This is a genomic window from Flavobacterium sp. CG_9.1, from assembly GCF_015751645.1.
GTDB classification, from domain to species: Bacteria; Bacteroidota; Bacteroidia; order Flavobacteriales; family Flavobacteriaceae; genus Flavobacterium; species Flavobacterium xanthum.
Window position 1 is genome coordinate 26,145 of record NZ_JADOVC010000006.1, and the last position, 26,808, is coordinate 52,952.

Sequence of the window (26,808 nt, forward strand, 5' to 3'; positions counted from 1 at the left end):
TTGGACATTAAAAAAGGCTGAAATGTTTTTTACAAAAATTTAAAAAATATGTTACAATTATGTTAAAAAAAATTATATTGCGACTGATTTTAAACCAAACCAAAAACCTAATACAACTTATTATGAAAAAATTTGCATTATTATTAATCCTGCTAAACGTCTCGTTTGTTTTTGCGCAACAACAGGTCTCGGGAGTAGTAAAAGACAACACAGGCAATGCATTGCCAGGAGTCAACATTGTAGAAAAAGGAACGCAAAACGGAGTTTCTACTGACATGGATGGAGCTTACAAGATCAAAGTAAAAGAAGGAGCTACTTTAGTTTTTAGCTATGTAGGCTTTTCTAAATTAGAAAAAGTAGTCACAGATGCAACCTTGAACGTGGTTTTATCAGAAGAAGGAGGACAAAACTTAGATGAAGTTGTCGTTACTGGAACCAGAACGGCGCCAAGAAGTAATACGACATCAGCACTACCAATAGATGTTTTATCTTCAAAAGACTTGACATCAACTGGACAAGCTTCATTTGATAAAGCATTACAGTACAAAATTCCATCTTTCAACACGGTTCAAACACCTGTAAATGATGCAACTTCATTATTGGATCCGTATGAAATTAGAAATATGGGACCAAGTAGAACGTTAATTTTGATTAATGGAAAGAGAAAAAACATGAGTTCACTTGTGTATACACAGACTTCTCCAGGACGTGGAGAAACAGGTTCGGATATCTCAGCAATTCCTACAGATGCTATTGAAAGAGTTGAAATTCTTCGTGATGGAGCATCTGCTCAATATGGATCTGATGCCATTGCAGGTGTAATGAACATCATATTAAAAAAGAACGCTTCTCTAGGATCTGTAACATTGAGAACAGGAATAACTAGTGAAGGCGATGGAGAAATGTATGGTGTAAGTTTAAACAATGGTTCTACTATTGGTGAAAAAGGATTTATCAATTATACTGTTGACTTTTCAAAAGTAGCATTAGCGAATAGACCTGGAAGAGTAAATGCAGATGGCGAAATCGCTGATTTTGGTGCTAATCCTGCAGATGTGAATGCTTTCTTAGCTTTAAAACCTGATGCTGGAAACGTAAACGGATCTCCAGAAACGGCAGCAGCTAAATTTTTAGTAAATGGTGGGGTTGATTACAATGAAAACAATCAAATGTATTACAATGCAGCATACGTTTACAAGAAAGTAAATTCATTTGCTAATTACAGAACTCCATACTGGAGATCAGTAGCTGACATGCCATATTTAGCAACATTATTTGGCGACGGTACTGCTGCATCATACCAAGGTTATGTGCCAACATTCGAAGGTGATCTTAATGATTACAATGCGACAATCGGCTACAAATCAACAAAAAATGGTTGGAACACAGATGTAAGTTTAACTACTGGAGGAAATACGCAAATATACACCGTTTCAAATTCTCAAAACAGATCATTTAATGATGCTAATGGTAATGATAGTAAAGATCCAGGAGAGGACTTTTTATATGGTATATCTACTCCAATTACTTTTAAACCAGGTGGAACTTCATTCAATCATTATGTAGGGAATATCGATATTTCCAAAAATTTAAGTGATCAATTAAGCTTAGGTTTTGGATCTGAATTTAGAACTGAAAATTTTGAAATTTTCGCAGGAGATCTAGCTTCATATATTGGAAACAGAAGTGGAGCCGATTCCTTTCAAGGTAATACTCCAGAAAATTCTGGTAAATTCAACAGATACAACCTAGGTCTTTATTTAGACGTTGCATTAGACATAACAGAAGATTTCTTACTTAATGGTACTGTTAGATATGAAGACTACAGTGATTTCGGTAGTGCAACTGTATGGAAAGCAAGTACAAGATATAAATTTTCTGAAGATAAAATCACAATAAGAGCTTCTTTATCAACAGGTTTTAGAGCTCCATCTTTACACCAAATTTATACTCAAAAATCACAATCCTCATTTGTTCCTGGACAAGGTATTGTTGTGCAAGGTTTAATAAATAATGTATCATCAGCTGCTAGAGCAAGTGGTGTTCCAAAATTAGACTCAGAAAAGTCTACTAATTTTACCGCTGGAATAGGTTTGAAACCAAATAAGAATTTTAATCTTACAATAGATTATTACAATATTAAAGTGGAAGATAGAATTGTTTTAGGAAACCCTATTACTTTTTCTCCTACTAACACATCAGCATTTTTTGTGAACGGTATTGATTCTAGAACATCAGGTATTGATCTTGTTGCAGGATACAAAAATCTAATTGTAGGGTCTGGAAAAATGGGCTTTAATATATCTGGTAACTATACTTTACAAAACGAAATTGATGGACCTGTAAAAAATCCAGCAAGTGTAGTAGCAGTTAACCAATCAGTAATTGATCAAACACAAGAAGCACTATTGTTTACTTCAAGACCACAATTTAAAATTATTGGTGGTGCAGAATATGAACTTGGAAAATTTGGATTCACTTTGAACAATACTGTATTTGGACCTACAAAATTTAAGAATGCTGGTATGTCAAATGATTTAAAAGTAGAATTTTTAACAAAAATGGTTACTGATTTAGGTGTTAATTACGCTGCTAGTGACAAACTAACAATAGCCTTAAATGTAAACAACCTATTAAATGTATTACCTGAATGGAAATTTAAAGCTGAAAACGCAGCTGGTACAGCTATTTTAAACGATCCAGCTCAAACTAGAACTCAATATAATTTAGTTACTTTCAATGGTCGTTATTCTCAAATGACGTATGATGGATATCACTTTAGCCAATTGGGAACAATGTTTAATTTATCTTTAAACTATAAATTCTAAATTTTATCCTAAAATAATTAAGAAAGGGGCTGTCACAATTAGACAGCCCTTTTTCATTTGGTACATTTTTTCAAAACTTTACGTAAAACAACAAGCAGCATGGCAAATCTTTACAACGGAAAAATGGCAGCAATCTATGATGCCATGTACCAAAATTTTATAGATTACGATGAGGAGTTTAACTTCTACAACAATTTAATTCAGGATTATCATGGTAAAACTGTTTTAGAAATTGGTAGTGGATCAGGCAATCTTTCGAAACGATTTTTAGCCCATAACACCACTTACATTGGTCTAGATTATAGCGAAAGCATGATAGCAATTGCGCAAGAGCGAAACAAAAAAGGGATTTTCTTGCATGGTGACATGAGGGATTTTAAATTAGAGCAACCAGTAGATTCTATTTTAATTACAGGACGCTCAACTAGTTATTTAATCACAAATGAAGACCTAAATAACACCTTTCAATCCATATATAAAAACCTAAACGAAGAAGGAACTCTAATTTTTGATTTTATAGATGCCAATAGGTTTATTCCATTTACCAAGGATGATGAAGCTATACTGCATGAAGCTCCATTTGAAGATTTGATTTACTTTTGATCCAGCAACTGGAGAACAACTTCGTCAGAAAATTTTTTACTGGAATGGAGTGCGCAATACTATACTTTTCAAAATAATAAAAAGGAAATAATTGCAGATGATTTTTCAACCGTTCGCGTTTTTACTTTAAATGAAATACAATTGTTTCTGTATCTAAATGGGTTTGAAATCGTAAAAACAATCGATCGAAAAACCTATGCCTATGACACGTTTGTAATTGTCGCAAGAAAAAAACAAAACAAAAAATCCTGAGCAAAAACTCAGGATTTCTTTTTTATTTCTATCAGAATAGTGTTATTCGTTATGTAAGAAAGCTTGTCTGTTCAATAAAGTCTCTTCGCTTTCCAGGTGATTATCATCTGGGATACAACAGTCTACAGGACATACTGCTGCACATTGAGGCTCATCGTGAAAACCTTTACATTCGGTACATTTTCCAGGTACAATGTAGTATACTTCATCAGAAATTGGAGTTTGAGCTTCATCAGAGTCAATTTCAGTACCATCAGGTAAAATTACCTTCCCTTTAAGTTTAGTTCCATCCTTATATCTCCAATCGTCTGCTCCTTCATATATTGCTGTATTTGGGCACTCGGGTTCACAAGCACCACAATTGATACATTCGTCTGTTATAATAATTGCCATTGTTCTTTGTTTAAAAGGATCCGTTTTTAGGAATGTAGTTTGTTTTTAAAACTTCCGTTTTTTTAACAATGCCTAAATACTTTATCCTTATTTTTGTGCAAAATTACAATCTAAACTATTCATAAGCAAACATAATGACATTAGAAACAAAAAAAAGTGTTTTTGTTGAATTAGGAAAATTTCTAGGTCAGTTTTCTAAGGACAACACGGTCAAAAAGCCAGCTGTTTTGCATAACGATACATTTTTTGATGCTTTTATCGCATTGATAAATCTGTCTCAGTCACACAATGGCTGGTATACTGCGGACAACGTCTATTTCTCCATACAATCCTGGGCAGAAGCCCTAACGGACGAAAATTTGACAAAATGGCTTTCCGAATATGATTTACAAAATAGAACATCCAAAAACATCGCTTTAATTTTGGCTGGAAATATTCCACTAGTGGGTTTTCACGATTTCCTTTCGGTTTTGATTACAGGAAATACTGTTTTGGTAAAAACATCCTCAAATGATCAGCATTTGTTACCTTTTTTGGCGAAATACATTATTGCAGTTCAGCCAGCATTAGCTCAGAATATTACTTTTGTAGAGGGGAAATTAGAAAATTTTGATGCCGTTATTGCCACAGGAAGCAACAACACAGCCCGATATTTTGAATATTATTTTAAAGACAAACCCTCCATTATTCGAAAAAGCAGAAATTCAGTGGCAGTTTTAACAGGAAATGAAACCAAAGAACAACTTACCGCTTTAGGGGAAGATATTTTTCGCTATTTTGGATTGGGTTGCCGCAATGTTTCTAAACTATTTGTGCCTAAAGAATATTCCTTTGTTCCGTTTTTTGAAGCGATATTTGCTTACCAAGACGTCATTCATTATGAAAAATACGCTAACAATTACGATTACAACAAAGCCGTTTTTCTGATGAGTAATTTCAAATTATTGGATAACGGATTTCTTACCTTGAAAGAAGATCAAAGTCATGCCTCGCCTATTTCGAGTGTTTTTTACGAGTTTTACGAGGATATAAATGATTTAAAAACAAGATTAAAGTCTGAAAATGAGCGATTACAATGTATCGTTGCTGATGAGACTATAGAAAACAGCGTGGCATTTGGACAAACTCAAAATCCCCGATTATGGAATTACGCAGATAACATCGATACAATTTCATTTTTGTTAACAATTTAGTGGAAAAAAGTGCAATTATTCCGAATTAATTAACGCTTTTTAAACTCCTATTGTCGAAATTTGCACTTTAATTTTTTGGACATAAACTACACCATGAAAAAACACAACTACAGCGCAGGACCTTGTATTTTACCGCAAGAAGTTTTTGAAAAATCAGCACAAGCAATTTTAAATTTTAATGATTCCGGGTTATCGCTTTTAGAAATTTCGCACAGAAGTAAAGATTTTGTTGCCGTTATGGATGAAGCTAGAGCACTTGCTCTTGAACTTTTAGGTCTAGAAGGAAAAGGCTACAGCGCCTTATTTCTTGCTGGAGGAGCGAGTTTAGAATTCTTAATGGTTCCCTACAACTTAATGAAAGAGGGCGGAAAAGCAGCTTATCTGGATACGGGAACGTGGGCTGCAGGAGCGATAAAAGAAGCAAAACTTTTTGGAGAAACTGTTACCGTGGCTTCTTCGAAAGAACAAAACTACAATCATATTCCAAAAGGATATACTGTACCAGCGGATGCTGATTATTTCCACTGCACGAGTAATAACACTATTTTTGGGACACAAATGAAGGAATTTCCGTCAGTTGATATGCCAGTAGTGTGCGACATGAGTTCGGATATATTTTCTAGAGAATTAGACTTTTCTAAATTTGATTTGATTTATGCCGGAGCACAAAAAAATATGGGTCCAGCGGGAACTACACTTATTGTTGTAAAAGATGAAATTTTAGGTAAAAATGGTAGAATAATCCCAAGCATGTTGGATTACGCCAAACATATCAAAGCAGAAAGTATGTACAATACGCCACCTGTTTTCCCTGTTTACGCCTCTTTATTGACCTTACAATGGTTGAAAAACCTTGGTGGAATTGCTGCTATTGAAAAAATTAACAATGCTAAAGCGGCATTACTTTATGGAGAAATAGACAGAAACCCTTTATTTAAAGGAGCAGCTGCAGTGGAAGATCGTTCGAATATGAATGCTACTTTCTTATTGCATGATGAAGCGCATGCGGCAACATTTGATGCAATGTGGAAAGCAGCGGGAATTTCAGGTTTACCAGGTCACCGTTCCGTAGGTGGTTACAGAGCTTCTATGTACAATGCGCTTCCTTTAGAAAGCGTTCAGGTTTTAGTAGATGTTATGAAAGAATTGGAAACAAAGATTTAAAAATTAAATAATTGAATGATTTAAAGATTTGAAAAAGCAATTTTTAAACATTTAATTTATACAGTATAATAATCCATATTGAATCTTTTAATTTTTAAATGATTCAATTTTTAAATAAAAAATAAATGAAAGTATTAGCCAATGACGGAATTTCAAAAAGTGGAATTCTAGCTTTAGAAAAAGGTGGATTTGAAGTGATAACGACAAAAGTAGCGCAAGAACAAGTGGCTAATTTTGTTAATGAAAATAATGTAAGTGTAGTATTGGTTCGTAGTGCTACTAAAGTTCGTAAAGACATTATTGACGCTTGTCCTGGATTGAAAATTATAGGACGTGGTGGTGTAGGAATGGACAATATTGATGTGGATTATGCTAAAAGCAAAGGAATTCACGTAATCAATACTCCGGCTTCATCCTCAGAATCAGTGGCAGAATTAGTTTTTGCACACTTATTTTCTGGTGTTCGTTTCTTGCACGATTCGAACAGAAATATGCCGCTTGAAGGCGATACCAACTTTGATGGTTTGAAGAAAGCCTACGCAAACGGAATCGAATTAAGAGGAAAGACGCTAGGAATAGTTGGAATTGGCCGCATTGGTCAGGCTACCGCTAAAATGGCGTTAGGATTAGGAATGAAAGTGATTGCTGCCGATAGTTTTATCCCTCAAGTGGATGTTAAAGTGGAATTTTTTGACGGACAATCCATCACGACTACCATCGTTTCACAATCATTGGAATCGGTTTTCAAAGAAGCTGATTTCATTACATTACACGTTCCTGCTCAAGATGGTTACATCATTAGCGAAAAAGAACTTGCCATTATGAAAGATGGTGTGGGCATCGTAAACTGTGCCCGTGGCGGTGTTATTGACGAAGTGGCTTTAGTAAAAGCATTAGACAGCGGAAAAGTATTATTTGCAGGATTAGACGTTTTTGAAAATGAACCAACTCCTGAAATGGCTATTTTGATGAACCATAAAATTTCGTTGACTCCACACATTGGAGCTGCAACAGGAGAAGCACAAGACAGAATCGGTACTGAATTAGCTTCACAAATTATTAGTTTGTTAAGCTAGTCCTAGATTATTTAAATATTCGAGAGAGGTTGTCCCTAAAAGGCAACCTCTCTTTTTTGTTAAAACGTTATTAATAAATCATTTAATATTGTAATTTTAGTATTCAATTTTTGATTATGAGAAATAGTGTTTATTTATTAGCAATTATTTTGGTGTTTATTATTAGTTGTAACACATCGAAGTCAAGTTTTCCTACAACTGAAAAAACGGTTGCGGCTCAAGGTGACACGGTCCGTATTGCCAATGACGAACTTGAATATGAAGTAATTATAATTGATCCAAGATTTAATATGTGGCTCAATTCAAGAGCTTTTCAAAGAGGTTATCATTCTCAAGCCTTTCTCGCGGCTAAAAATCAACTTTATGTTATGGAATGGAACAGCCGTGTTTTGCAACCGCAACGATATGATCCTAATTTATATGAAATGACCATCAATTATGATCCAACGATTAATTACGGATACGAAGTGAATTACTTGATTTATAATTATATGATTTATTTTCAAAATACGTACAATCAAATACTTTTTGGTTTTGTACCCATCAGATAAGATTGAAATTTTTTGTTTTTGAAAATTACTCTTTCATTTTCTGGTTAAATGCCACTTCAAAACTTCTATCGTCCATTTTTTAATGTGCTAGTACCTATTCACAAACAGTATCACTACCTTTGTACTGATTATAAATTAAAATGAACAAACTAAAAAAACGTTGGGGCATTGAAACTAATTTCCAACTTACTATTATATTTATTGTTTTTGCTATAACTGGATCTGCATCAGCATGGCTCTCAAAACCTTTTTGCTTTTGGCTTGGAATTACAAAAGAAGATTTAGGCTATTGTTTTACGCCTGTTCGGTTACTTTTAATTTTTCCCATTTACCAAATACTTTTAGTGCTGATTGGCCTTTTGTTTGGACAGTTCAAATTCTTTTGGGCTTTCGAAAAAAAAATGCTCAAGCGCATGGGTCTAGGATTTCTTTTTAACGACTAACAAAAAATGCCTCGAATTTACGAGGCATCTTTGTTTTTAATTACATAATTATAAATCCAGGTTAAGGTAAAGGTTGGAATAAAATCCGAAAATGGTAAAATCTCTTCCAGAAAAGTTACTACTCCTCCTACCCGCCCTATCGTTCCTTTATACATCCAGGTCATCAAAAAACCTGCTAATGGAGCCCAAATCACATCTGAAAACTCACCGATTAGAGGAACAGTAAACGAGAGCATTCCAATGCCATCAAATACAATTCCCAAAATTAGATTTCTGGTTTTATTATTTACTTTACTAACGGACACTTGTTCTGTCATAGTATTTAAATTATTATTTTCCAGAATACGTACAAATCTAATGCCAATTAATTTTTGAGCTTATCTTGGTATATTTTTTTTAATTTATCAATTTTAGGCGTAATCACATAACTGCAATACCCTTGTGTTTTATTCAAATTATAATAATTTTGATGGTAATCCTCAGCGACATAAAAAACCGTTGCTTCCGAAATTTTAGTAACAATTGGTTTTCCAAACGTATTTTCAGTTGTCATCAAAGCGATATAATCCTCGGATAATTGTTTCTGGGCTGCATTGTGGTAAAATATCTCACTTCTGTATTGTGTTCCAACGTCATTTCCTTGACGGTTTAAGGTTGTAGGATCGTGTGTAGCAAAGAATATTTCTAATAGTTCCCCAAATCCTATTTTGGATGGGTCAAATGTAATTTCAATCGCTTCAGCATGTCCTGTTTCTCCATCGCAAACTTCACTATACTTCGGGTTTACGGTATGCCCGCCAATATAGCCTGAAACTACCTTACTCACCCCATCTAATTCTAAAAAAACTGCTTCTGTACACCAGAAACATCCTCCTGCGAAAGTAGCTACTTCTTTTCCGTTTTGTATTTCCATATTTTTTGTCTCTATACTTTTTGGCACCATTATATTCTTTTCTTTTGCACAAAATGAAAAAGGCAGCAGTGCCAAAAAAACTCCAATTACTTTTTTCATAATATGTCAATTTAACTCAAATTTATTTAAAAAATAGCAAGAAATTGAGCCTATTAACTAAAGTTTATACTTTGTCAAGGCAAAATAATAGGCGTTGCATTTAATAATCATTAAAATCTTTGTTTCTTTGTGAAAATAGTTTCAAAATGATACAAGCCAAAAATCTACATAAATATTACGATCAACTACATGTTTTAAAAGGAGTAGATTTACACATTAAACAGGGAGAAATAGTCTCTATCGTTGGCGCTTCAGGTGCTGGAAAAACAACGCTTTTGCAAATTCTTGGTACTTTGGACCAACCAACCGTTGAAAATGGAATTGAATTGCGCATCAACAATGAAGACATCCTGACGATGAATGACAAAACTTTATCGAAATTTAGAAATTTGAATTTAGGTTTTATATTCCAATTTCACCAGTTACTACCGGAATTCACAGCGCTAGAAAATGTTTGTATTCCTGCATTTATTGCCAATAAATCCAAACAGGAAACAGAAACCGAAGCCAAAAAATTATTGACTTATCTGGGACTTTCGCATCGAATCAACCACAAGCCCAATGAGCTTTCTGGAGGAGAACAACAGCGCGTAGCCGTTGCTAGAGCATTAATCAACAAACCAGCGATCATTTTTGCTGATGAGCCTTCAGGAAATCTAGACACGGCTTCTGCAGAAAATTTACATCAATTGTTTTTTAAATTACGAGATGAACTAGGACAAACTTTTGTCATTGTTACCCACAATGAAGAGTTAGCCAATATGGCCGATAGAAAATTAGTGATGGTAGATGGACAAATTAGTAATTAGACCTATTCTATTTTTTTTAGCAAAACCAACTGTCATTTCGACACGAACTTAACGGACACTAATTTAAATGTACGAAGGTACTTTTAGTATCTTTTAAAAAAGAATTTTATTCTTTTCCTGCTACCTCTCGTTGATGGTATTATTTCTTATTAAATTTTCTACTTCGCTACCAAGCGCTCCAATCATGACAAAATCAGAACTTAAAGATTTTCTTGACGAAAAAGTACTTCAATACAATACATTTGATTTCATAGAAAGTGATCCTGTACAAATTCCTCATTTATTTTCACAAAAAGAAGACATTGAAATTGCCGGTTTTTTAAGTGCCACTATTGCTTGGGGAAATCGCACAATGATCATCAAAAATTCGCACCGTATGATGGATTTGATGGGAAATGCGCCGTATGATTTTGTTATGTCACACAGCGAAAATGATTTAGATCGAATGGAATCTTTTGTACATAGAACTTTCAATGGAGGTGATTTATCCAGCTTTATTAGAAGTTTGAAACATATCTATACCAATCATGGTGGCTTAGAGGCAGTTTTTAGCAAACATCAGGAAGCCCACTCCATGCAAAAAAGCATCCACGAATTCAAGAAAATATTTTTCGAAATTCCACATCAGTATCGAACCCAAAAGCACATATCGGATCCGCTAAATAACTCTGCGGCAAAACGAATCAACATGTACCTGAGATGGATGATCCGTCAAGATAATAAGGGAGTCGATTTCGGAATCTGGAAAACCATTTCAACGGCACCTTTATCCTGCCCATTAGATGTCCATTCTGGAAATGTAGCAAGGAAATTGGGATTACTGACTCGGAAGCAAAATGATGGAAAAGCAGTCGCAGAGTTAGACTCGCAACTTCGAAAATTAGATAGTATAGATCCTGTTAAATACGACTTTGCTTTGTTTGGTTTAGGTGTATTTGAGGGTTTTTAATACTCTACAGGGATATTTAAGTTTTTATATTACGATTATATCTATCTTTGTACCATATCGTTGCGACACAATAGTCCCCACTATTGTAATTGTGATATATGTACTTACAAAATTCAACTTAAAATTAACAAAAACATGAAAACCTACTTATGTCTTTTGCTGCGAAATAGTATTATGTTTAATAGTCTTTTTCGAACCCAATCAAATCACTCTCAGACCGGATTACAAGATTCAATTTTCAGGTTCAATCTTGCCGAAGATAAGAGGATAAATATCATAAAACTTCTTTTTCTTTTTTCACTCGTACATTCTAATAATCTATCGTTATTTATGAATCCTGTTCGTGTAAATAAGTAGCCATTGCACTATTTTGAACATTATTTATTTTGTATAAAATCCTTTAAATTCTGAACAAAATTAACAATATCAGTACGTTGAGAAGTGTATCCCTATTTACAAAACCAAGAAATAGTTCGTATTTTGATTCATGTTGGATTAATAGGAACTTTGGTGATAAATCACTGAAATCAACTCGCTAAAACCAACAGAGATAATTTTACGTAAGTACAATGTTTCCTATCGTGTAATTAGACCTCACGCGCATAAAATAAAAAATAGTAAAAATCAAAGATGTGTTAAAAATTTACTTTGATACTAATCAAAATACAAATGGAAGAAAGCCCCAAGCTTTTACCAACAACCTACGAAAAATAATATTTTTGCTTTCGCAAAAAAACAAAGAGAATCTAATATGAATGGTGCTAAAAAAATTGTTCTCGCAGAAGATAATTCGATGCTTTCGATGTTACTTAAATTTAAATTAGAAAAAGAAGGATATTCGCTTTTTATAGCGGAGAATGGTAAGAAAACAATTGAATTAATTGAAGAACATAATCCAGAATTAATATTAACAGACATTATGATGCCTTTTGTCAGCGGACTAGAAGTGATCAGCCATGTGCGAAACACATTAAATCTCCTCACTCCTATTGTTGTTTTTTCAGCAGCAGGACAAGAGCAAATTGTTCTTAAAGCATTTGATCTAGGCGCCACTGATTTTATGAGTAAACCTTTAAGCCCAAACGAGCTAGTCTTGAGAGTAAAACGCTTGTTGAGTTAGATAAGTCCAATTGAATTACCCCAGAGTTTCGATATGAATACCTATTCCTTTTTAATTGACTATTTCAATGATTCTCCAACTATCATTCAAGCTGCTTGGATTATAATTGGTTTGTTTTCAATAATCATTATTGGTCTTATTTTTTATTTGAAATATTTAAGAGGCCATCTAAGAAAAAAAGAAAGGGTCACTATTGCCTATGAGCAAGAATATGAATCCGCTCTTATCACTTATCTCTATGCTGGAAATGAAGAAGAGACAATTAGTTCAGAGCAACAAGCGATTATTGATCTATTAAAAAACGATGCCAAAGAACCTTTTAAAAGGAAAATTTTAATTGCCGTTTTGGTCAAGTTGAAAAATGAAGTTTCGGGTGAAGTTGCGGACTCTATCCAAAATCTTTATTATCAAACGGAACTTGTCGATTATGCTTTATCTCGATTAAGTCATAAAAAATGGTTTGTGATTGCCAAAGGAATCCGAGAATTAAAACAATTTCAGATAAAGGAAGCTTATGATCAAGTAATAATTCACCTAAATCATCCTAGACCAGAAGTCCGAAAGGAAATGCAATTGTATATGGTCAATTTATTTGATTTTGAAGGACTTACTTTTTTAGATTTATTAGAAACACCACTTTCAGAATGGGATCAGATTCAATTATTGGAAATAGTGCAAAAATTAGAAAATCAAAACATTTCTAATATCGCGTCTTGGTTGCATTCCTCTAACGACTCCGTGATTATTTTTGCGCTAAAATTAGCCAAAATCTACAATCAATTGGAAGCAAAAAACGAGATCATTCAATTGTTGCATCACAGAAATAAAAAAGTACGACTAGATGCAATTGATGTACTAAGCTATTTAAATGTATTGGAAGCTAAAGAAATTTTAAAAACGGATTTACAGAAACGCAGTCAAGAAGAGCAAATCGCTGTTTTTAAAATGATGGAAAATTTATACGAAAGTGATGACGAATCCTTTATTATGAAATATATCAATCATGACCTTTTTGAAATAAAGATTATGGCCTTGAAAATTTTAAAAGGAATTAATCGAGAAAAATTCTGTGCTTTAAAAATCGAATCCGCTAACGATCCCTATTTGAGAATCGTTAATTTTATAGAAAACAATTAAGTATGGGAGATCCTATAGTCCAAAATATAATTGAATTATTTCACTATTTGTTTTTTATTTTTAGTGCGACTGCCATTGCGTCCTACCTTGTTCTTGCGTTTATTTCAGCGATAGAGACTATTGAATACAAGCGTAAAAACAGTTATGTTAACTACAAAGAAATAATGTCTTCTACTAGCGCTCCTTCCATTTCAATTATAGCACCAGCATACAATGAAAGTTTAAATATTGTGGAGAATGTACGCTCTTTATTGTCCAATCACTATGTAAACTATGACGTAATTATAATAAATGATGGCAGTAAAGACGATAGCTTAGAGAAATTAATTGAAGTATATAATTTAGTCCAGGTAGATTACCTCATCAATGAACAAATCCCAACCCAACCCCTTAGAAACGGAATTTACAAATCAACTAATCCTGCATTTGAAAAACTAATTATCGTTGATAAAGAAAATGGAGGAAAAGCCGACGCACTAAACATGGGACTTAACATTAGTAACAGTGAATATGTGGCTTGTATAGATGTAGACTGTCTCCTATTAGAAGATTCCCTCCAAAAAATGATCAAACCATTTCTAGAAACAACAGATAGAAAAGTTATCGCTGCTGGAGGAGTAATTAGAATTGCAAATTCATGTGTGGTCAAAGGAGGTAAATTACACGATGTAAACTTTCCCAAAAAACTAATCGAACAGGGGCAAATTTTAGAATACATTCGCGCTTTTTTGTTAGGTAGAATGGCATGGAGTAGACTGAATGGTTTGTTGGTTATATCAGGTGCTTTTGGTTTATTTGATAAAAAAATAGCAATTGAGGTTGGCGGTTATGATAGAAATACCGTTGGTGAAGATATGGAACTTGTGGTGCGGATGAGAGCCTACATGGAAGAACAGAACAAAATATATAAAGTAGCCTATATTCCAGACCCACTTTGTTGGACAGAAGCTCCTGACAACTATAAAATATTTATTTCTCAAAGAAACAGATGGACTCGAGGAACAATTGAAACCTTAAGGAAACATCGCAAAATTGGATTTAATCCAAAATATAAGGTGCTGGGTTTGATAAGTTATCCCTATTGGTTCTTTTTCGAAAGAATGGCACCTGTGATTGAATTTGTCGGCATACTGTACTTTGGAATTCTCACTGTATTTAATAAGATTAGGTGGGATTATGCATTTGCATTAATTATTTTAGCCTATTTATTTACAGTTTTCTTTTCTTTAATAGCATTGATTACAGAAGAGTTAACCTATCACCAGTATAAAAAGAAAGGAACTGGCATTCGTTTATTACAAATTGCTTTTTTAGAACCTTTTGTTAATCATCCTTTCATCTTATATGCCGCAATACGAGGAAATTTTGATTATTATTTTAACAAAAAAAAGAAATGGGGAGAAATGACCCGAAAAGGAATGACCAAAGCATAATTTATAGCGCAATGAAAATTAAATTTAATTATAAAAACAGTTTGGAATATCTTTATTCTACCGTTTCATTAATGCTTATATTTTGTCTATTAAGCTTAATTGAAATTTTCAAAAATTTCGAAATACAATTATTCCTATACAAATTATTAGATGATTTTTTTACAGGAATATTTATTGGTTTATTATTTTTCCCGCTTTATGTAGTATTAAAACAAGTAAAAAATTCTTTAGGAATAATGGTTATCCGATTCCTATTTTCCATCATTGCCTTAATCCAACTTGGTTTAATAGGATATAGCCTTACAACGCACATCAATCTTGGAGCTGATCTTCTTGGATACTCTTGGAGTGATATGTACACCACTGTTACTGCCTCTTTATCGTTATCTTTTTTACTATTTTTGCCTTTTATAATTCTTCCTATTGTTTATTTAGGATTAAACCGATTGTTGCAACAATATGGGCCTAAAGCCAACGCAAAAATTATACTTGTAGTCGTTTTATTATCGTGCAGTTTGAATTTTTTAGTAGCCAGCAATCAAAAACCTATTTCGCAGAATAAACTAAATTTCTTATTGAGTGACATTATAAGAGCCAAAAATGACCAAGCTTTTGCAAATGAAGGAAGCATGACTTTTAAGAAAGAATTTCCATTAGAAGAAGCCTCCGAAAATACTAAAGATGTTTTGGCTCCCTTTTTCACTATTAATAAAAATAATCCGAATATCGTATTCATCATTGTGGAAGGACTTGGCAGTGATTTTACAGATGATGGCGATTATAAAGGCTTCACGCCTTACCTCGATTCCTTGACAGAGAAATCACTTTATTGGGAAAATTTTGTAAGTAACTCAGGACGTACCTTTGGCGCGTTACCTTCATTGATGGGCTCCTTACCGTTTGGAGAAAATGGTTTCATGGAATTAAATCCGCTACCGAAACACAATTCGCTAATCAGTTTTCTAAAATCAAATGGATATGCTACCAGTTATTACTGTGGTGATGAATCGACATTTGACAGAAAAAGTACCTTTTTAGAATACAATGGTATCGATAAAATTATAGACATCAACAAATTTGGCCCCGGATATAATAAGACTAAAGCAAATTCAGGTGGTTTTTCTTGGGGGTATCCAGATGCTGAAATATACCGCAAAACATTATCCGAATTAAAAGACAATAAACAACCTAGATTGGATATTATAATGACGCTAACCAATCACGAACCTTTTGATTTCCCGTCCAAAAATATATATTTAGAAAAAGTAGAACGCATTCTAAAAACCAAATCCTATTTTGAAAAAAATAAACTAAAGGAATACAAAGACATATTTGCATGTCTTCTTTACACGGATAGTTCAATCAAAAACTTCATGGAAACGTATGCTAAAAGACCGGATTATGCAAATACCATTTTTATAATTACTGGAGACCACCGCTTAATTCCCGTGCCTCAAAAAGATAATTTATCTCGTTTTCACGTTCCGTTTTACATTTACAGTCCCCTATTGAAGAAAACAGCAAAATTTAAATCCATTTCTTCTCATTCTGATGTCACACCAAGTTTAGTTTCTTTTCTAACGAACAATTACAAATTCAACAAACCGGAAAAAACAACTTGGATCAGTAAAGGACTAGACACGGTAAGAGAATTTAGAAACATCCACAACATTGCGTTGATGAGATACAAAGGAAGCATTAGTGATTATATTTATAAAGACAATTTTTATTCTGATGGAGCGCTGTTTAAAATTGATGAAAATTTCAATATTAGCGAAACAGATAGCGATATAACCGAAAAAGTAAGTAGTTCATTTGATGATTTTAAAAAACTAAATTCATACGTAACAAAAAAGAACAAAATTACCAAAATTGCTTCCAGCTATAATAAACCAACGTATGAATTTACAAAAGAAGAGCTTTCGATCATCAAAAAACTAACTAAAGGATTGGATCCGGACCATATATTCTTTTTAGCTCGCGATTTAGCTTTCAAAAAAGAACGTGAAAAAGCACGACTATTATGCAATTATATTTTGAACGATCTTCCCAATTATGGAGACGTGCGAACACTAAAGGGCCGCACCTTAGCTTGGGATGGCGATTATAAAAAAGCTGAAATAGAATTACAGGAAGTTTTAAGCAGAACGCCGTATTATGGTGATTCCTACTTAGCTATAATGGATGTCTATTGGTGGTCTGGGCAAAATAAAAAAGCAATTGCTATTGGTAAAAAAGCATTAGGCAATCAAATAAATAACCCCGAATTAGGTTATAAATTGGCACAAGCCTATAAAAGAATGAATAATTTTAAAGAATCAAACAAGACCATTGACAGTCTTATAGCATTAAGTCCTGAAAATAAAGAATACTCCAATTTTAAAAAATCCTTAAAAAAATGATTCCAAAAATAATTACAAAACTGACTTTTTTAATGGCATTGTTGGGTTTCTTTCAAATGCAGGGACAACAAAAAGCCTATAATGGAAACCCCGATACTTCCTTTGAAACAGCGCGGAACTTAGCGTTCAACCAGCAACGAAAACAAGCGCAAGATACTTTGCTAAATATATTGACCAAATATCCTGATTATCATGATATCCGTTTATTTTTAGGAACAACGTATTCTTGGGATGGAGATTATAAAAAAGCCAGAAAAGTATTTGCTAGTATTTTAGAGAAAGATTTACAGCATAAAGCCACTTGGATTGCAGCAATTAAAAACGAATCATGGAGTGACGCGCCCTATGAAGCTCTAGAAATGGCTAACAAGGCACTAAAAATCTTCCCAAATGATTCAGAAATTGTTTTATTAAAGGCAACTGCTCTTACGAATACAAACAACGCCGTAGAGGCTCGAAATACTGTTAAAACATATATTGCGCAAAATCCGGATGATAAAAAATCAAAAGAGTTTCTGAGCGATTTAAACAGTACCCTGCGAACTAACGATATAGGCTTGCGAGCTGCGGTTGATATTTACTCTAAAACCTTTGACCCCATGCAATACTATACATTGAGTTATGCTAAGCAAACAAAATATGGCAGCATTATTGGAAAATATAATTTCAACCGCCGTTTTAATGAAAATGGGTCTCAAATAGAATTTGATTTATACCCTAAAATTGCGAAAGGCCTGTATGCTTATGTAAATGTAGGATTTGCCAATACCTTCCTATTTCCCGATTTAAGATATGGTGCTGAACTATACAAATCCCTACCTCATAGTCTAGAAATTTCGGCTGGTTTTAGAACTTTAAAATACAGTTCAACAACTACAATTTACACGGGATCTATTGGTTGGTATACTGGAAACAGTTTTTGGTCCTTGCGGCCTAATTTTACTCCAGGTGACGGAGGTACTAGCACATCAGCAGCTTTAAATTATAGAAAATACCGCAGCAATGCCGAAAACTATTTGAGCTTTTTATTTAGCATGGGAGTGTCTCCTGAAGCCAATCAATTTATATTTGATGCTAACGATGCTGCCATTATTAACCTAAAAACACAGCGCTTTAATGTGGGTTACTTTTTTACCACTAACAAAAACAAAGAAGCTTGGAGTGCACAATTTGACGTAGCACATCAAGAAATAGCTTTTGATCCTGGCAATTATTTTTGGATTTATTCGCTAACCGTATCATGGAATCTAAAATTCAAATAAAGAGACCACGCTTTTCAAATACAATTTTAATTTGGTAAAATGCTTCTTTTACTCCAGGAAAGAAGAATTTTGCTCCTTTATTTGATCCGAATTTGGAGTTAATGTTTAAAAAAAGTGTACCGTTTCCCTTTTAACTATAAAAATAACTAAACTACTAAGTTCCTTTGAAAAGGATCAGGATTTGTTAAAATGAATTCCAAAAAACTACCTCTTATTAAATCTATTCCAGTCTTTTTTTAGAATATGTCTTTTGAAGGATTTAAATGTTATACGTCGAAAATATTTTTTTTGGCTTTATTTTATTTGTAATATTAACTTATAAAACACTGCTAATCATGGACTTATTTCTTAAATACCTAGAAAATTACATTATTCCATTTATGGTGCTATTGACGGTGTTACTAGCCCTTATTTTACTATTAAGAAGAATACGCTATGAGCGTAATAAACCCCTTAAAGAATCAATAAGCAATAAGGCAGAGACGTTTTTGACGGAGATGATTCTCTCCAAACCGAATAGTGAAAAATTCAGAACAAAATTATCTCTTTTTAAAAAAGAGATTCCTTTTCATAAATCCTGGTGTAAGGAAATGATCATTACTGACATGATTCGTTTTAAGAGTAGTTTGAAGGGAAAGGTATCCAAGCAAATCACAATTTTTTACCAAGGTTTACATCTTGATAAATATTCTGAAGGATTAATTCGCGATTTTAGAACTTTTTATAAATGTGAAGGATTTTTTCACTACCAAGCTTTAGAGTATAAAAAAGGAGGGTCTTTGATCAAAACGTATTTGAAACACCCCAATATTGTAATTCAATCAAATGCCAACATGGCCTATATCTCCTTGTCAGAAAATCACATGGAAAGTTTTCTGGAATTATCCTCAGGGATTTCGCAATTGAATATGATAAAAATTATGGACATATTGCATGAAAAGAAAATTCCAATTCCTAAAAACATTGATCAGTGGCTTATGACCACTAACGCTTCAGTTATAAAATTAGGACTTAAAATAATGGTTTATTACAATTATAGAAGCAGCGCCAAAGAAATTATTGAATTGATTCAACTAGAAGATAACAGCGTAAAAAAGGAGGCTATAATTGCCATCCGAGAACTCTTTTTGATTGAAGCCAAAGAGGATATACTGCGGCTTTTTGACCAAGTAACACCTGAGCTCAAAATAGAAATATTAGATACATTAAAGGTAATCGGCGATGAAAGTATACTCTCTTTTCTAGAAAATATAATATGCTATGAAACCAATAAAGACCTAAAATTAAAAGCAGTTGACTGTTTAAACGAAATAGATAAAACAGGGCTAAATGTTCTAGCTACTCAAGATTATGACACCTCAAAAATGACAAAACATGTAAGAGCAATCTATATCTAATGATAAATAACTTTACCCATCAAATTATTTACTACTACGAAATTTTCATTTCGCTTTTTTCGCTAACTTATATTTTAATTTACATCGTCTTATCAATTCTCTCCTATTTTGCGATACTGAAACATCTCAGATACCAAAAATACATTTCGGAAGATATATTAATACGTTCAAATCATTTACTAGGCGTTTCCGTTGTAGCACCAGCTTTTAATGAAGGAGTTAGTATTGTCTATAATGTTAAATCTTTGTTGTCATTAACCTATCCTAAGTACGAAATTATTATAGTCAATGATGGCAGCACAGATGATACTTTAACCAAATTGATAACCGAATTTGAACTGGTTAAAGTTGATTTTTATTACCAAGAAAGAATCGTGACTATGCCCGTTCGAGGACACTATAAATCGACTAACCCTATATATTCAAAGTTGATGGTGGTGGATAAAGTGAACGGGAAAAGTAAAGCAGACGGTTCTAATGCTGGAATCAATTCGTCTCAATATCCCTTATTTTTATGCACGGATGTAGATTGTATTTTAAAAACTGATACCATTCTAAAATTAGCGAAACCATTTATGGAAAATGAAACACGAGTAATCGCGACAGGAGCTGGAATCAGAATTTCTAATTCTTGTGAGGTGAAAGAAGGTTTTTTGCATCAGGTACATTTTCCTAAAGATTGGTATCCTAGATTTCAGGAATTAGAGTATGTACGATCCTTCCTATTTGGGAGAATGGCTTGGAGCCAAATCAATGGATTGTTATTAGTTTCAGGTGGTCTGGGAATGTTCGATAAAGAAATAGCGATAAAAGTTGGCGGTTACTGGCATAAATCATTAGGAGAAGATATGGAACTTATCACCCGAATGCGAAAACACATGCATGAAAAAAAAGAACCTTTTTTAATCAAATACATTCCAGAATCCTTGTGTTGGACCGAAGTTCCTGCAAATTGAGACTTGGATATTCCTTTTATCAGAATTTTAAAAAAGGTTGGGAAGGCGATTTGGGCATTCGCTATTTAAAAACCCAAGATAATGACTTCACAACGGTTGTTCTTGGGGCGGGAAAATACATTGGGTCGTATTGGATTAATCTGAGAACTTTTATTCAAAGCGACAATAATAATTGGTATCCCGCAGTCAGTCTAAACATCAGGTATTACTTTGAAACTCGGTTTGATTATGTAACTTTGACTTCTGGTTATGGTTCCTCTCCAGAAGAGAGAACCACTCTGGGACAATTCAATGAAAGAATTTCGCTTGATTCCTATCGCATGGGTGCAGGATATTACAAAATGTTCCGCAAACACTACATAGCGGGCCTACAAGTTACTTATAACAAGCAAGAATATGTCCGGACCTTAACACAAAATGAATTGGAATTATCGCTAATGTTGCAATATAAATTCTAAAAATATGTTTATCATACGGCTGAAAATAATTTATATGCTATTCTTTATAGTTCTTTTTAACTCGCAAGCTATGGCTCAATCTAATATTATAATTGAGAATGAAACAGGGAATGAAAATACGATTATCACAGACGACGAAATTGCCAAGCCTGCTGCGAAAATTTTAAAAACTTACTTAGATAAAAGTTTTACAAATCCATTTTTAGTTCAAACAAACGATGAACCTAAAAAAATGGCTTCCTCCATTTACCTCGTTGTTTCAAAGTTAAAAAATAAAAAAGACCAAAATAGTTTCAGCATCAAAAGTGATGAGAAGGATATTTATTTGATTGCACCCAATGAAAAACTTCTTCGATATGCCGTTTATACTTTACTTGAAAATTGGGGATTTAGAAAATTCACTGCAACAGACCTGTATATCCCAAAATTAAAAAGAGTGGTTTTTCCAAAGAATACGGAGAAAACACACCATCCTTCTTTTGAATACCGAGTGCTACTTTATCCAGATGCCTTTGATGAAGATTTCAGGGATTGGCATAAATTAGACTGGCATCTAAATGATTTTAGTATCTGGGGACATTCATTTCAGACCCTGTTACCTGCAAAAGAATTTTTTAAAACAAATCCTGAATTTTTTGCCTTTTATGAGGGAAAGCGAAGGCCAGAATCGCTTTGTATGACCAGTGAACTTGTAGTTGAAAAGGTCATGAAAAAAATTGCTGAAATTATTGCTAAAAATCCCAATGCATCATTTATATCGGTAAGTCAAAATGATGATGCCGTGTATTGTGAGTGTGAAAAATGCAAATCATTAAATGAAAAACACGGCGGACCACAAGGTTCTCTATACTTTTTTCTCAACAAAATTGCCAAACATTTTCCTAAAACAAAAATAGCCACTCTGGCATACCAACATACTTATAAAGCCCCCATAAATTTAAAAATACAACCTAATATTTATACCTTATTTTGTCCAATCGAATTGAATAGAGGAAAATCAATAGCAGCCAATCTTGAAAACAAAACCTTTATTAAAGTATTGCACAACTGGGGGAAAACTACCTCTAATTTGTATTTATGGGATTATACGGTTCAATTTTCAAACTACCTAGCTCCATTTCCAAACTTTCATACTTTTTCGGATAACTATAAACTTTTCAAACAAAACAATGTGAAAGGAGTATTTGTCCAAGGTTATGCAGATGTTCCTGGAGATTTTTCGGAATTGAGACAGTATCTTTTAGCTAAATTATTGTGGAACACAGAAATAGATTTGGAAGACACCACAGATGACTTCTTAAGAGGATTCTATGGTAATGCCGCCTCTTCGGTGAAAGAATATCTCAATTTATTGACTGAAAATCAAGAAAATTCAAACCGACCTTTAGACATTTACTCTGGTCCAATTCAAAACAGAAATACATTTTTATCACCAAAAGCGATCGACCAATATGACCAGTTACTGAATGAAGCGGCGATGTCAGTAGGTGAAGATCCTGTTTTATCTTCCAGAATAAATAAATTAAGACTCACGCTAGAATATGTATTTTTTGAACAGTCTAAGTTTTATGGCACTGATAAACACGGAATGTTCGTGATCAATACTGAAGGAAAAAAAGAAGTAAAAGCAGGACTTACTGAAAGAGTACTCCAATTTGCAGAAGCTTGCAAGGCATTGGGAATTTATGAACTGAGCGAGGAGGGACTATCTCCCAATAAATATTATGAAAACTGGCTAGAAATTACTAAAAACACAGCCACCCACCTTGGAGAAAAACTAGAAGTTAATTTTCTAACTCCGCCAGCAATTGAATATTCTGCAAAAGGAAGCTCCTCACTAGTAGATGGAATTAAAGAGCATACGGACTACAATATCAATTGGATTGGATGGTATGGAAACAATCCCGAAATAGAATTGATAACCAATAGATTAGATTTTAATCACATTCAACTTCACTTTTTAGATAACCAACGAAATTGGATTTTTATTCCAAAAAAAATTACACTATTTGGATATAAAAACAAAAAATGGAATTTGATAACTGAAAAAAAAATCGTAAATTTAGTAGAAAATTATGAAGTAAAAACCAGCGAAATAGGGTTAGCAGATACAAGTTTCCATTCTTTTGACAAAATTAAATTAGTCATACAAAACCAAGATGATTTACCTGTTTGGCGAAAGCGAAAAAATAAAAAACCAATGGTAATGATTGACGAGATTGAGCTTTATAACAAATAAAATATCTCAAGATGAATAGCGACAAAAAAATACTGATCATTGAAGATGATGAACTAATGATCAAAATACTTGTGTTCATTTTAAGTAAGGAAGGATATCAGCTGACCGTCTTGAAAGATGGACTGAATGCTATTGAGCAATTGCATGACATAAATCCAGACATGGTGATCACTGATTTGCTATTGCCTTATAAATCTGGCTTGGAGGTAATCAGTTTTGTCAGAAGCCATTTTGATAAAAAAGCTATAATTGCGTTATCCAGTTTAGGCGAAGAAGAAAATTCTGTTAGCGAAGCATTTAAACTAGGCGCTGATGATTTTATTGCAAAACCGTTTAATCCAAATGAATTAGTGTTACGTGTAAAGCGATTATTAAATAATTAGCTTCCTAAAAAAGTTGAAAATAGAATCAAAAATGGTTAGAATCCACTTGATTTTCCGCATTACTTTCAAAAAGACTATCTTTGCAAAAAATTTAAGCAAATGACTACTTTTGAGCAATTCAATCTTCCTAAATCCGTACAAAAAGCGATAGACGATCTAGGATTTACAACTCCTACTCCTATTCAGGAAAAAACCTTTTCTGTGATTATGTCAGGAAGAGATATGATGGGAATCGCTCAAACAGGTACTGGTAAAACATTTGCTTACCTTTTGCCTTTGCTTAAACTATACAAATTTACTCCAGGACATACTCCCAAAATAGTGATTCTGGTTCCTACACGGGAGCTTGTAGTTCAAGTCGTGGAAGAAGTGGAGAAATTGACAAAATACATGTCGGTTCGAACGATTGGAATTTTTGGAGGTGTTAATATCAACACTCAAAAAACTGCCGTTTACAAAGGTTGCGATATTCTTGTAGGTACTCCAGGAAGAATCATGGATTTAACATTAGATAATGTGATTCGTTTTGAAGAAATGCAAAAGCTAGTAATTGATGAGTTTGACGAAATGCTAAATTTAGGTTTCCGTACTCAGCTTACATCAATTTTGGCCATGATGCCTAAAAAACGTCAAAATATTCTGTTCTCGGCAACGATGACGGATGAAGTAGATGCTATTTTGAATGACTATTTTGATTACCCTCAAGAAGTTACACTTTCTGCCTCAGGTACACCATTAGAGAATATTAAGCAAACAGCCTATCAAGTTCCTAATTTTAATACCAAAATAAATCTTCTAAAACACCTATTGCAAAACAACGAAGACATGAGTCGTGTTTTGGTATTTGTGAATAATAAGAAAATTTCAGATATGGTTCATGAGCGCATCGAGGAAGATTTTGAGGATCAATTTGGAGTAATCCACTCCAATAAATCTCAAAACTATCGTTTGAGTACCATGGCTTCGTTCCAAGAAGGAAATTTACGTGGTCTAATTACGACGGACATTATGGCAAGAGGTCTGGACATTTCTAACATTACCCATGTTGTGAACTTCGAAATGCCTGAATTACCTGAATTGTATATGCACCGAATAGGTAGAACAGGTCGTGCCGATGCAAAAGGAACCGCAATTAGCATGATTGCCCCTCGCGAAGAGGAATATAAAGTAGAAATCGAAGTGCTGATGAATATGGAATTAGCCATCGAATCCTTTCCAGACACAGTTGAAATTTCCTCGAAATTAATCGAACCTGAAAAAGACAGACAACCGATTAAGTTTATGATGAAAAAACAAAAACTAGACGGAGATGGTGCTTTTCAGGAGAAAAGTAAAAAGAATAAGAAAGTCAACTTAGGTGGACCTGGGGTAACTAAGAAAAAAACGCACGGTTCTGTAAATAGAAACATGCTAAAAACAAGAGATAAAAAGAGAAAAGACAAGAATAAATAGAGATCGGTATTCCGTTTCTTAATCCTGATTTCTTTCTGACCATCGGGGACAAAAAATAAAAAAAATAATCTATAGTAAAAAAGGGTTGAAAAATGGAAATCATTTTTCAACCCTTTTTTTTTGAATTGATAGTTTTTAATTCTTTGTAAAAACTAAGCAAACCGGAGAACACAAAGCAATCTTTTTTCCAATATCCATTAGAGCTCCCGTAGTTTTATTCCTTTTAAAAATTACAATATCATTGGTATATTGATGTGCTACCAGAAGAAAATTCCCAGTTGGATCTATTGCAAAATTTCTGGGTCCTTTTCCCAGCGTGCTGGTTTGACCTTTCAGTAATAATTTTCCGCTTTTAAGAATTTTAAAAATTGTTATGTCATTGGCTTCACCACGATTAGAAGCATATAAAAACTTCCCATCCGGAGAAATATGAATATCCGCAGAACTAAATGTTCCTTTGAAATCTTTAGCTAAAATAGTGGTTTCATCAATCTTTGTCAATATACCATTGAAATAACTAAATACCGTTAAGGCACCATTGAGTTCCTGTAATAAATAGACAAACTTTCCGTTTTTACTGAATGTCAAATGTCTAGGCCCACTACCCGATTGTACTGAAACACTATCTTTCAGTTCTAAAACAGTTTGTTCAGCATTAGGATTATAGGCATAAGAATACACTTTGTCATTCCCTAAATCATTAGACAAAACAAACTTTTGATCTGGAGTGAAATGAACCATGTGTACGTGCGGACCTTCTTGCCTTTGAGCATTACTTCCTTTTCCATAATGCTGGATTACTTGCTTTGCCTCAGCAAGACTTCCATCATTATTTTTACCAAAAACAGAAATAGTCCCGCCAGAATAAGTAGCAACTATCACATTTTTTTCATCATTGATAATGTAACATGGATCAGCTCCCTTTGAACTTTGCTTGTTAATTAATGCTAATTTTCCGCTTGTTGAATTATATCGAAAAGAGCTTACTGCACTTTCAGCTCCAAATTCATTTACGGAATACACAAAATTATTATCTTTTGAAACCGACAAATAACTTGGATTTATCACCTTTTCAGTAGCATTTTTAAAACTGAAATCACCTATTCTTGAATCAAATTCATACACATAAATTCCTTTACTATCACAACTTTGGGTATAGGTCCCTACCAGTAAATTCAATTTATTTTTTTGTGCTTGAACACTCGAAAAAATTAAAATTAAAAGAACTACAGCAAACGAATTTCTCATGTTTGTAAATTTTATTTAAAAGCTAAAATACATATTAAATTCATAATG

24 protein-coding genes are annotated in these 26,808 nt (G+C 33.5%); 20 read left to right on the plus strand and 4 right to left on the minus strand.

The features are described from left to right. Positions 1–122 precede the first annotated feature (122 nt). Both IWX83_RS04790 and IWX83_RS04795 read left to right on the plus strand, forming a co-directional pair. Positions 123–2,828: a TonB-dependent receptor gene (locus IWX83_RS04790; protein ID WP_196828017.1), complete on the plus strand. Its 2,706-nt coding sequence runs from the start codon at positions 123–125 to the stop codon at positions 2,826–2,828. A 99-nt stretch (positions 2,829–2,927) separates the two neighbouring features. Further along, the gene (locus IWX83_RS04795; protein WP_231379819.1) at positions 2,928–3,431 is read left to right on the plus strand and encodes a class I SAM-dependent methyltransferase; all 504 of its coding nucleotides are present in this window, start codon (positions 2,928–2,930) and stop codon (positions 3,429–3,431) included. Between the two features lie 294 nt (positions 3,432–3,725). Here IWX83_RS04795 and IWX83_RS04800 read toward each other — a convergent pair whose 3' ends face one another. Beyond that, positions 3,726–4,076 (minus strand): 4Fe-4S dicluster domain-containing protein, encoded by a 351-nt coding sequence (locus IWX83_RS04800; protein ID WP_073351717.1) that lies wholly within the window; start codon positions 4,074–4,076, stop codon positions 3,726–3,728. Positions 4,077–4,210: 134 nt separating this feature from the next. On the opposite strand from IWX83_RS04800, the gene IWX83_RS04805 reads away from it, so the two are divergent. The 5 genes from IWX83_RS04805 (at position 4,211) to IWX83_RS04825 (ending at position 8,503) form a co-directional block, all read left to right on the plus strand. Beyond that, entirely contained in the window at positions 4,211–5,269 is a 1,059-nt protein-coding gene (locus tag IWX83_RS04805) for an acyl-CoA reductase (protein ID WP_196828019.1), read from the plus strand. Between the two features lie 93 nt (positions 5,270–5,362). After that, on the plus strand, positions 5,363–6,433 hold the full coding sequence (gene serC / locus IWX83_RS04810; RefSeq protein WP_196828021.1) for a 3-phosphoserine/phosphohydroxythreonine transaminase: 1,071 nt from the start codon (positions 5,363–5,365) through the stop codon (positions 6,431–6,433). A 125-nt stretch (positions 6,434–6,558) separates the two neighbouring features. Then, the gene (locus IWX83_RS04815; RefSeq protein ID WP_073351709.1) at positions 6,559–7,509 is read left to right on the plus strand and encodes a D-2-hydroxyacid dehydrogenase; all 951 of its coding nucleotides are present in this window, start codon (positions 6,559–6,561) and stop codon (positions 7,507–7,509) included. A 116-nt stretch (positions 7,510–7,625) separates the two neighbouring features. Then, positions 7,626–8,060 carry a DUF6146 family protein gene (locus IWX83_RS04820; RefSeq protein WP_196828023.1) on the plus strand — a complete coding sequence of 145 codons (435 nt, stop codon included), beginning with the start codon at positions 7,626–7,628 and terminating at the stop codon, positions 8,058–8,060. A 140-nt stretch (positions 8,061–8,200) separates the two neighbouring features. After that, a complete protein-coding gene (locus IWX83_RS04825; protein WP_196828025.1) occupies positions 8,201–8,503 on the plus strand; it encodes a DUF6787 family protein in 303 nt (100 codons plus the stop codon). 17 nt (positions 8,504–8,520) lie between these two features. Here IWX83_RS04825 and IWX83_RS04830 read toward each other — a convergent pair whose 3' ends face one another. Both IWX83_RS04830 and msrA read right to left on the minus strand, forming a co-directional pair. Continuing rightward, on the minus strand, positions 8,521–8,820 hold the full coding sequence (locus IWX83_RS04830; RefSeq protein ID WP_196828027.1) for a hypothetical protein: 300 nt from the start codon (positions 8,818–8,820) through the stop codon (positions 8,521–8,523). 47 nt (positions 8,821–8,867) lie between these two features. Then, on the minus strand, positions 8,868–9,416 hold the full coding sequence (msrA, locus tag IWX83_RS04835) for a peptide-methionine (S)-S-oxide reductase MsrA (protein WP_084129490.1): 549 nt from the start codon (positions 9,414–9,416) through the stop codon (positions 8,868–8,870). 245 nt (positions 9,417–9,661) lie between these two features. On the opposite strand from msrA, the gene IWX83_RS04840 reads away from it, so the two are divergent. The 13 genes from IWX83_RS04840 (at position 9,662) to IWX83_RS04900 (ending at position 25,512) form a co-directional block, all read left to right on the plus strand. Beyond that, a complete protein-coding gene (locus IWX83_RS04840; protein WP_073351700.1) occupies positions 9,662–10,324 on the plus strand; it encodes an ABC transporter ATP-binding protein in 663 nt (220 codons plus the stop codon). 184 nt (positions 10,325–10,508) lie between these two features. Continuing rightward, positions 10,509–11,273 carry a TIGR02757 family protein gene (locus tag IWX83_RS04845; RefSeq protein WP_196828029.1) on the plus strand — a complete coding sequence of 255 codons (765 nt, stop codon included), beginning with the start codon at positions 10,509–10,511 and terminating at the stop codon, positions 11,271–11,273. Between the two features lie 751 nt (positions 11,274–12,024). Next, positions 12,025–12,393 (plus strand): response regulator transcription factor, encoded by a 369-nt coding sequence (locus IWX83_RS04850; protein WP_073351696.1) that lies wholly within the window; start codon positions 12,025–12,027, stop codon positions 12,391–12,393. A 33-nt stretch (positions 12,394–12,426) separates the two neighbouring features. Further along, on the plus strand, positions 12,427–13,530 hold the full coding sequence (locus tag IWX83_RS04855; RefSeq protein WP_196828031.1) for a HEAT repeat domain-containing protein: 1,104 nt from the start codon (positions 12,427–12,429) through the stop codon (positions 13,528–13,530). Positions 13,531–13,532: 2 nt separating this feature from the next. Next, on the plus strand, positions 13,533–14,963 hold the full coding sequence (locus tag IWX83_RS04860; protein WP_196828033.1) for a glycosyltransferase: 1,431 nt from the start codon (positions 13,533–13,535) through the stop codon (positions 14,961–14,963). Positions 14,964–14,974: 11 nt separating this feature from the next. Then, positions 14,975–17,365 carry an LTA synthase family protein gene (locus tag IWX83_RS04865; protein WP_196828034.1) on the plus strand — a complete coding sequence of 797 codons (2,391 nt, stop codon included), beginning with the start codon at positions 14,975–14,977 and terminating at the stop codon, positions 17,363–17,365. Continuing rightward, the gene (locus IWX83_RS04870; protein WP_196828036.1) at positions 17,362–18,627 is read left to right on the plus strand and encodes a YaiO family outer membrane beta-barrel protein; all 1,266 of its coding nucleotides are present in this window, start codon (positions 17,362–17,364) and stop codon (positions 18,625–18,627) included. The genes IWX83_RS04865 and IWX83_RS04870 overlap by 4 nt, the downstream gene beginning before the upstream one ends. Before the next feature lie 335 nt (positions 18,628–18,962). Next, complete coding sequence (locus IWX83_RS04875) at positions 18,963–20,024, plus strand: hypothetical protein (RefSeq protein WP_196828038.1); 1,062 nt, start codon at positions 18,963–18,965, stop codon at positions 20,022–20,024. After that, positions 20,024–20,980, plus strand: coding sequence for a glycosyltransferase family 2 protein (locus IWX83_RS04880; RefSeq protein ID WP_231379820.1), 957 nt, complete (start codon positions 20,024–20,026; stop codon positions 20,978–20,980). The genes IWX83_RS04875 and IWX83_RS04880 overlap by 1 nt, the downstream gene beginning before the upstream one ends. Next, positions 20,977–21,438 (plus strand): YaiO family outer membrane beta-barrel protein, encoded by a 462-nt coding sequence (locus IWX83_RS04885; protein ID WP_196828040.1) that lies wholly within the window; start codon positions 20,977–20,979, stop codon positions 21,436–21,438. The genes IWX83_RS04880 and IWX83_RS04885 overlap by 4 nt, the downstream gene beginning before the upstream one ends. A gap of 34 nt (positions 21,439–21,472) precedes the next feature. Beyond that, the gene (locus tag IWX83_RS04890) at positions 21,473–23,677 is read left to right on the plus strand and encodes a DUF4838 domain-containing protein (protein WP_231379822.1); all 2,205 of its coding nucleotides are present in this window, start codon (positions 21,473–21,475) and stop codon (positions 23,675–23,677) included. Between the two features lie 11 nt (positions 23,678–23,688). Continuing rightward, entirely contained in the window at positions 23,689–24,060 is a 372-nt protein-coding gene (locus IWX83_RS04895; protein WP_196828042.1) for a response regulator transcription factor, read from the plus strand. A gap of 99 nt (positions 24,061–24,159) precedes the next feature. Continuing rightward, a complete protein-coding gene (locus tag IWX83_RS04900; RefSeq protein ID WP_073351679.1) occupies positions 24,160–25,512 on the plus strand; it encodes a DEAD/DEAH box helicase in 1,353 nt (450 codons plus the stop codon). A 135-nt stretch (positions 25,513–25,647) separates the two neighbouring features. On the opposite strand, the gene IWX83_RS04905 is transcribed toward IWX83_RS04900, so the two are convergent. Beyond that, on the minus strand, positions 25,648–26,760 hold the full coding sequence (locus tag IWX83_RS04905; protein ID WP_196828044.1) for a lactonase family protein: 1,113 nt from the start codon (positions 26,758–26,760) through the stop codon (positions 25,648–25,650). Between the last annotated feature and the right edge of the window lie 48 nt (positions 26,761–26,808).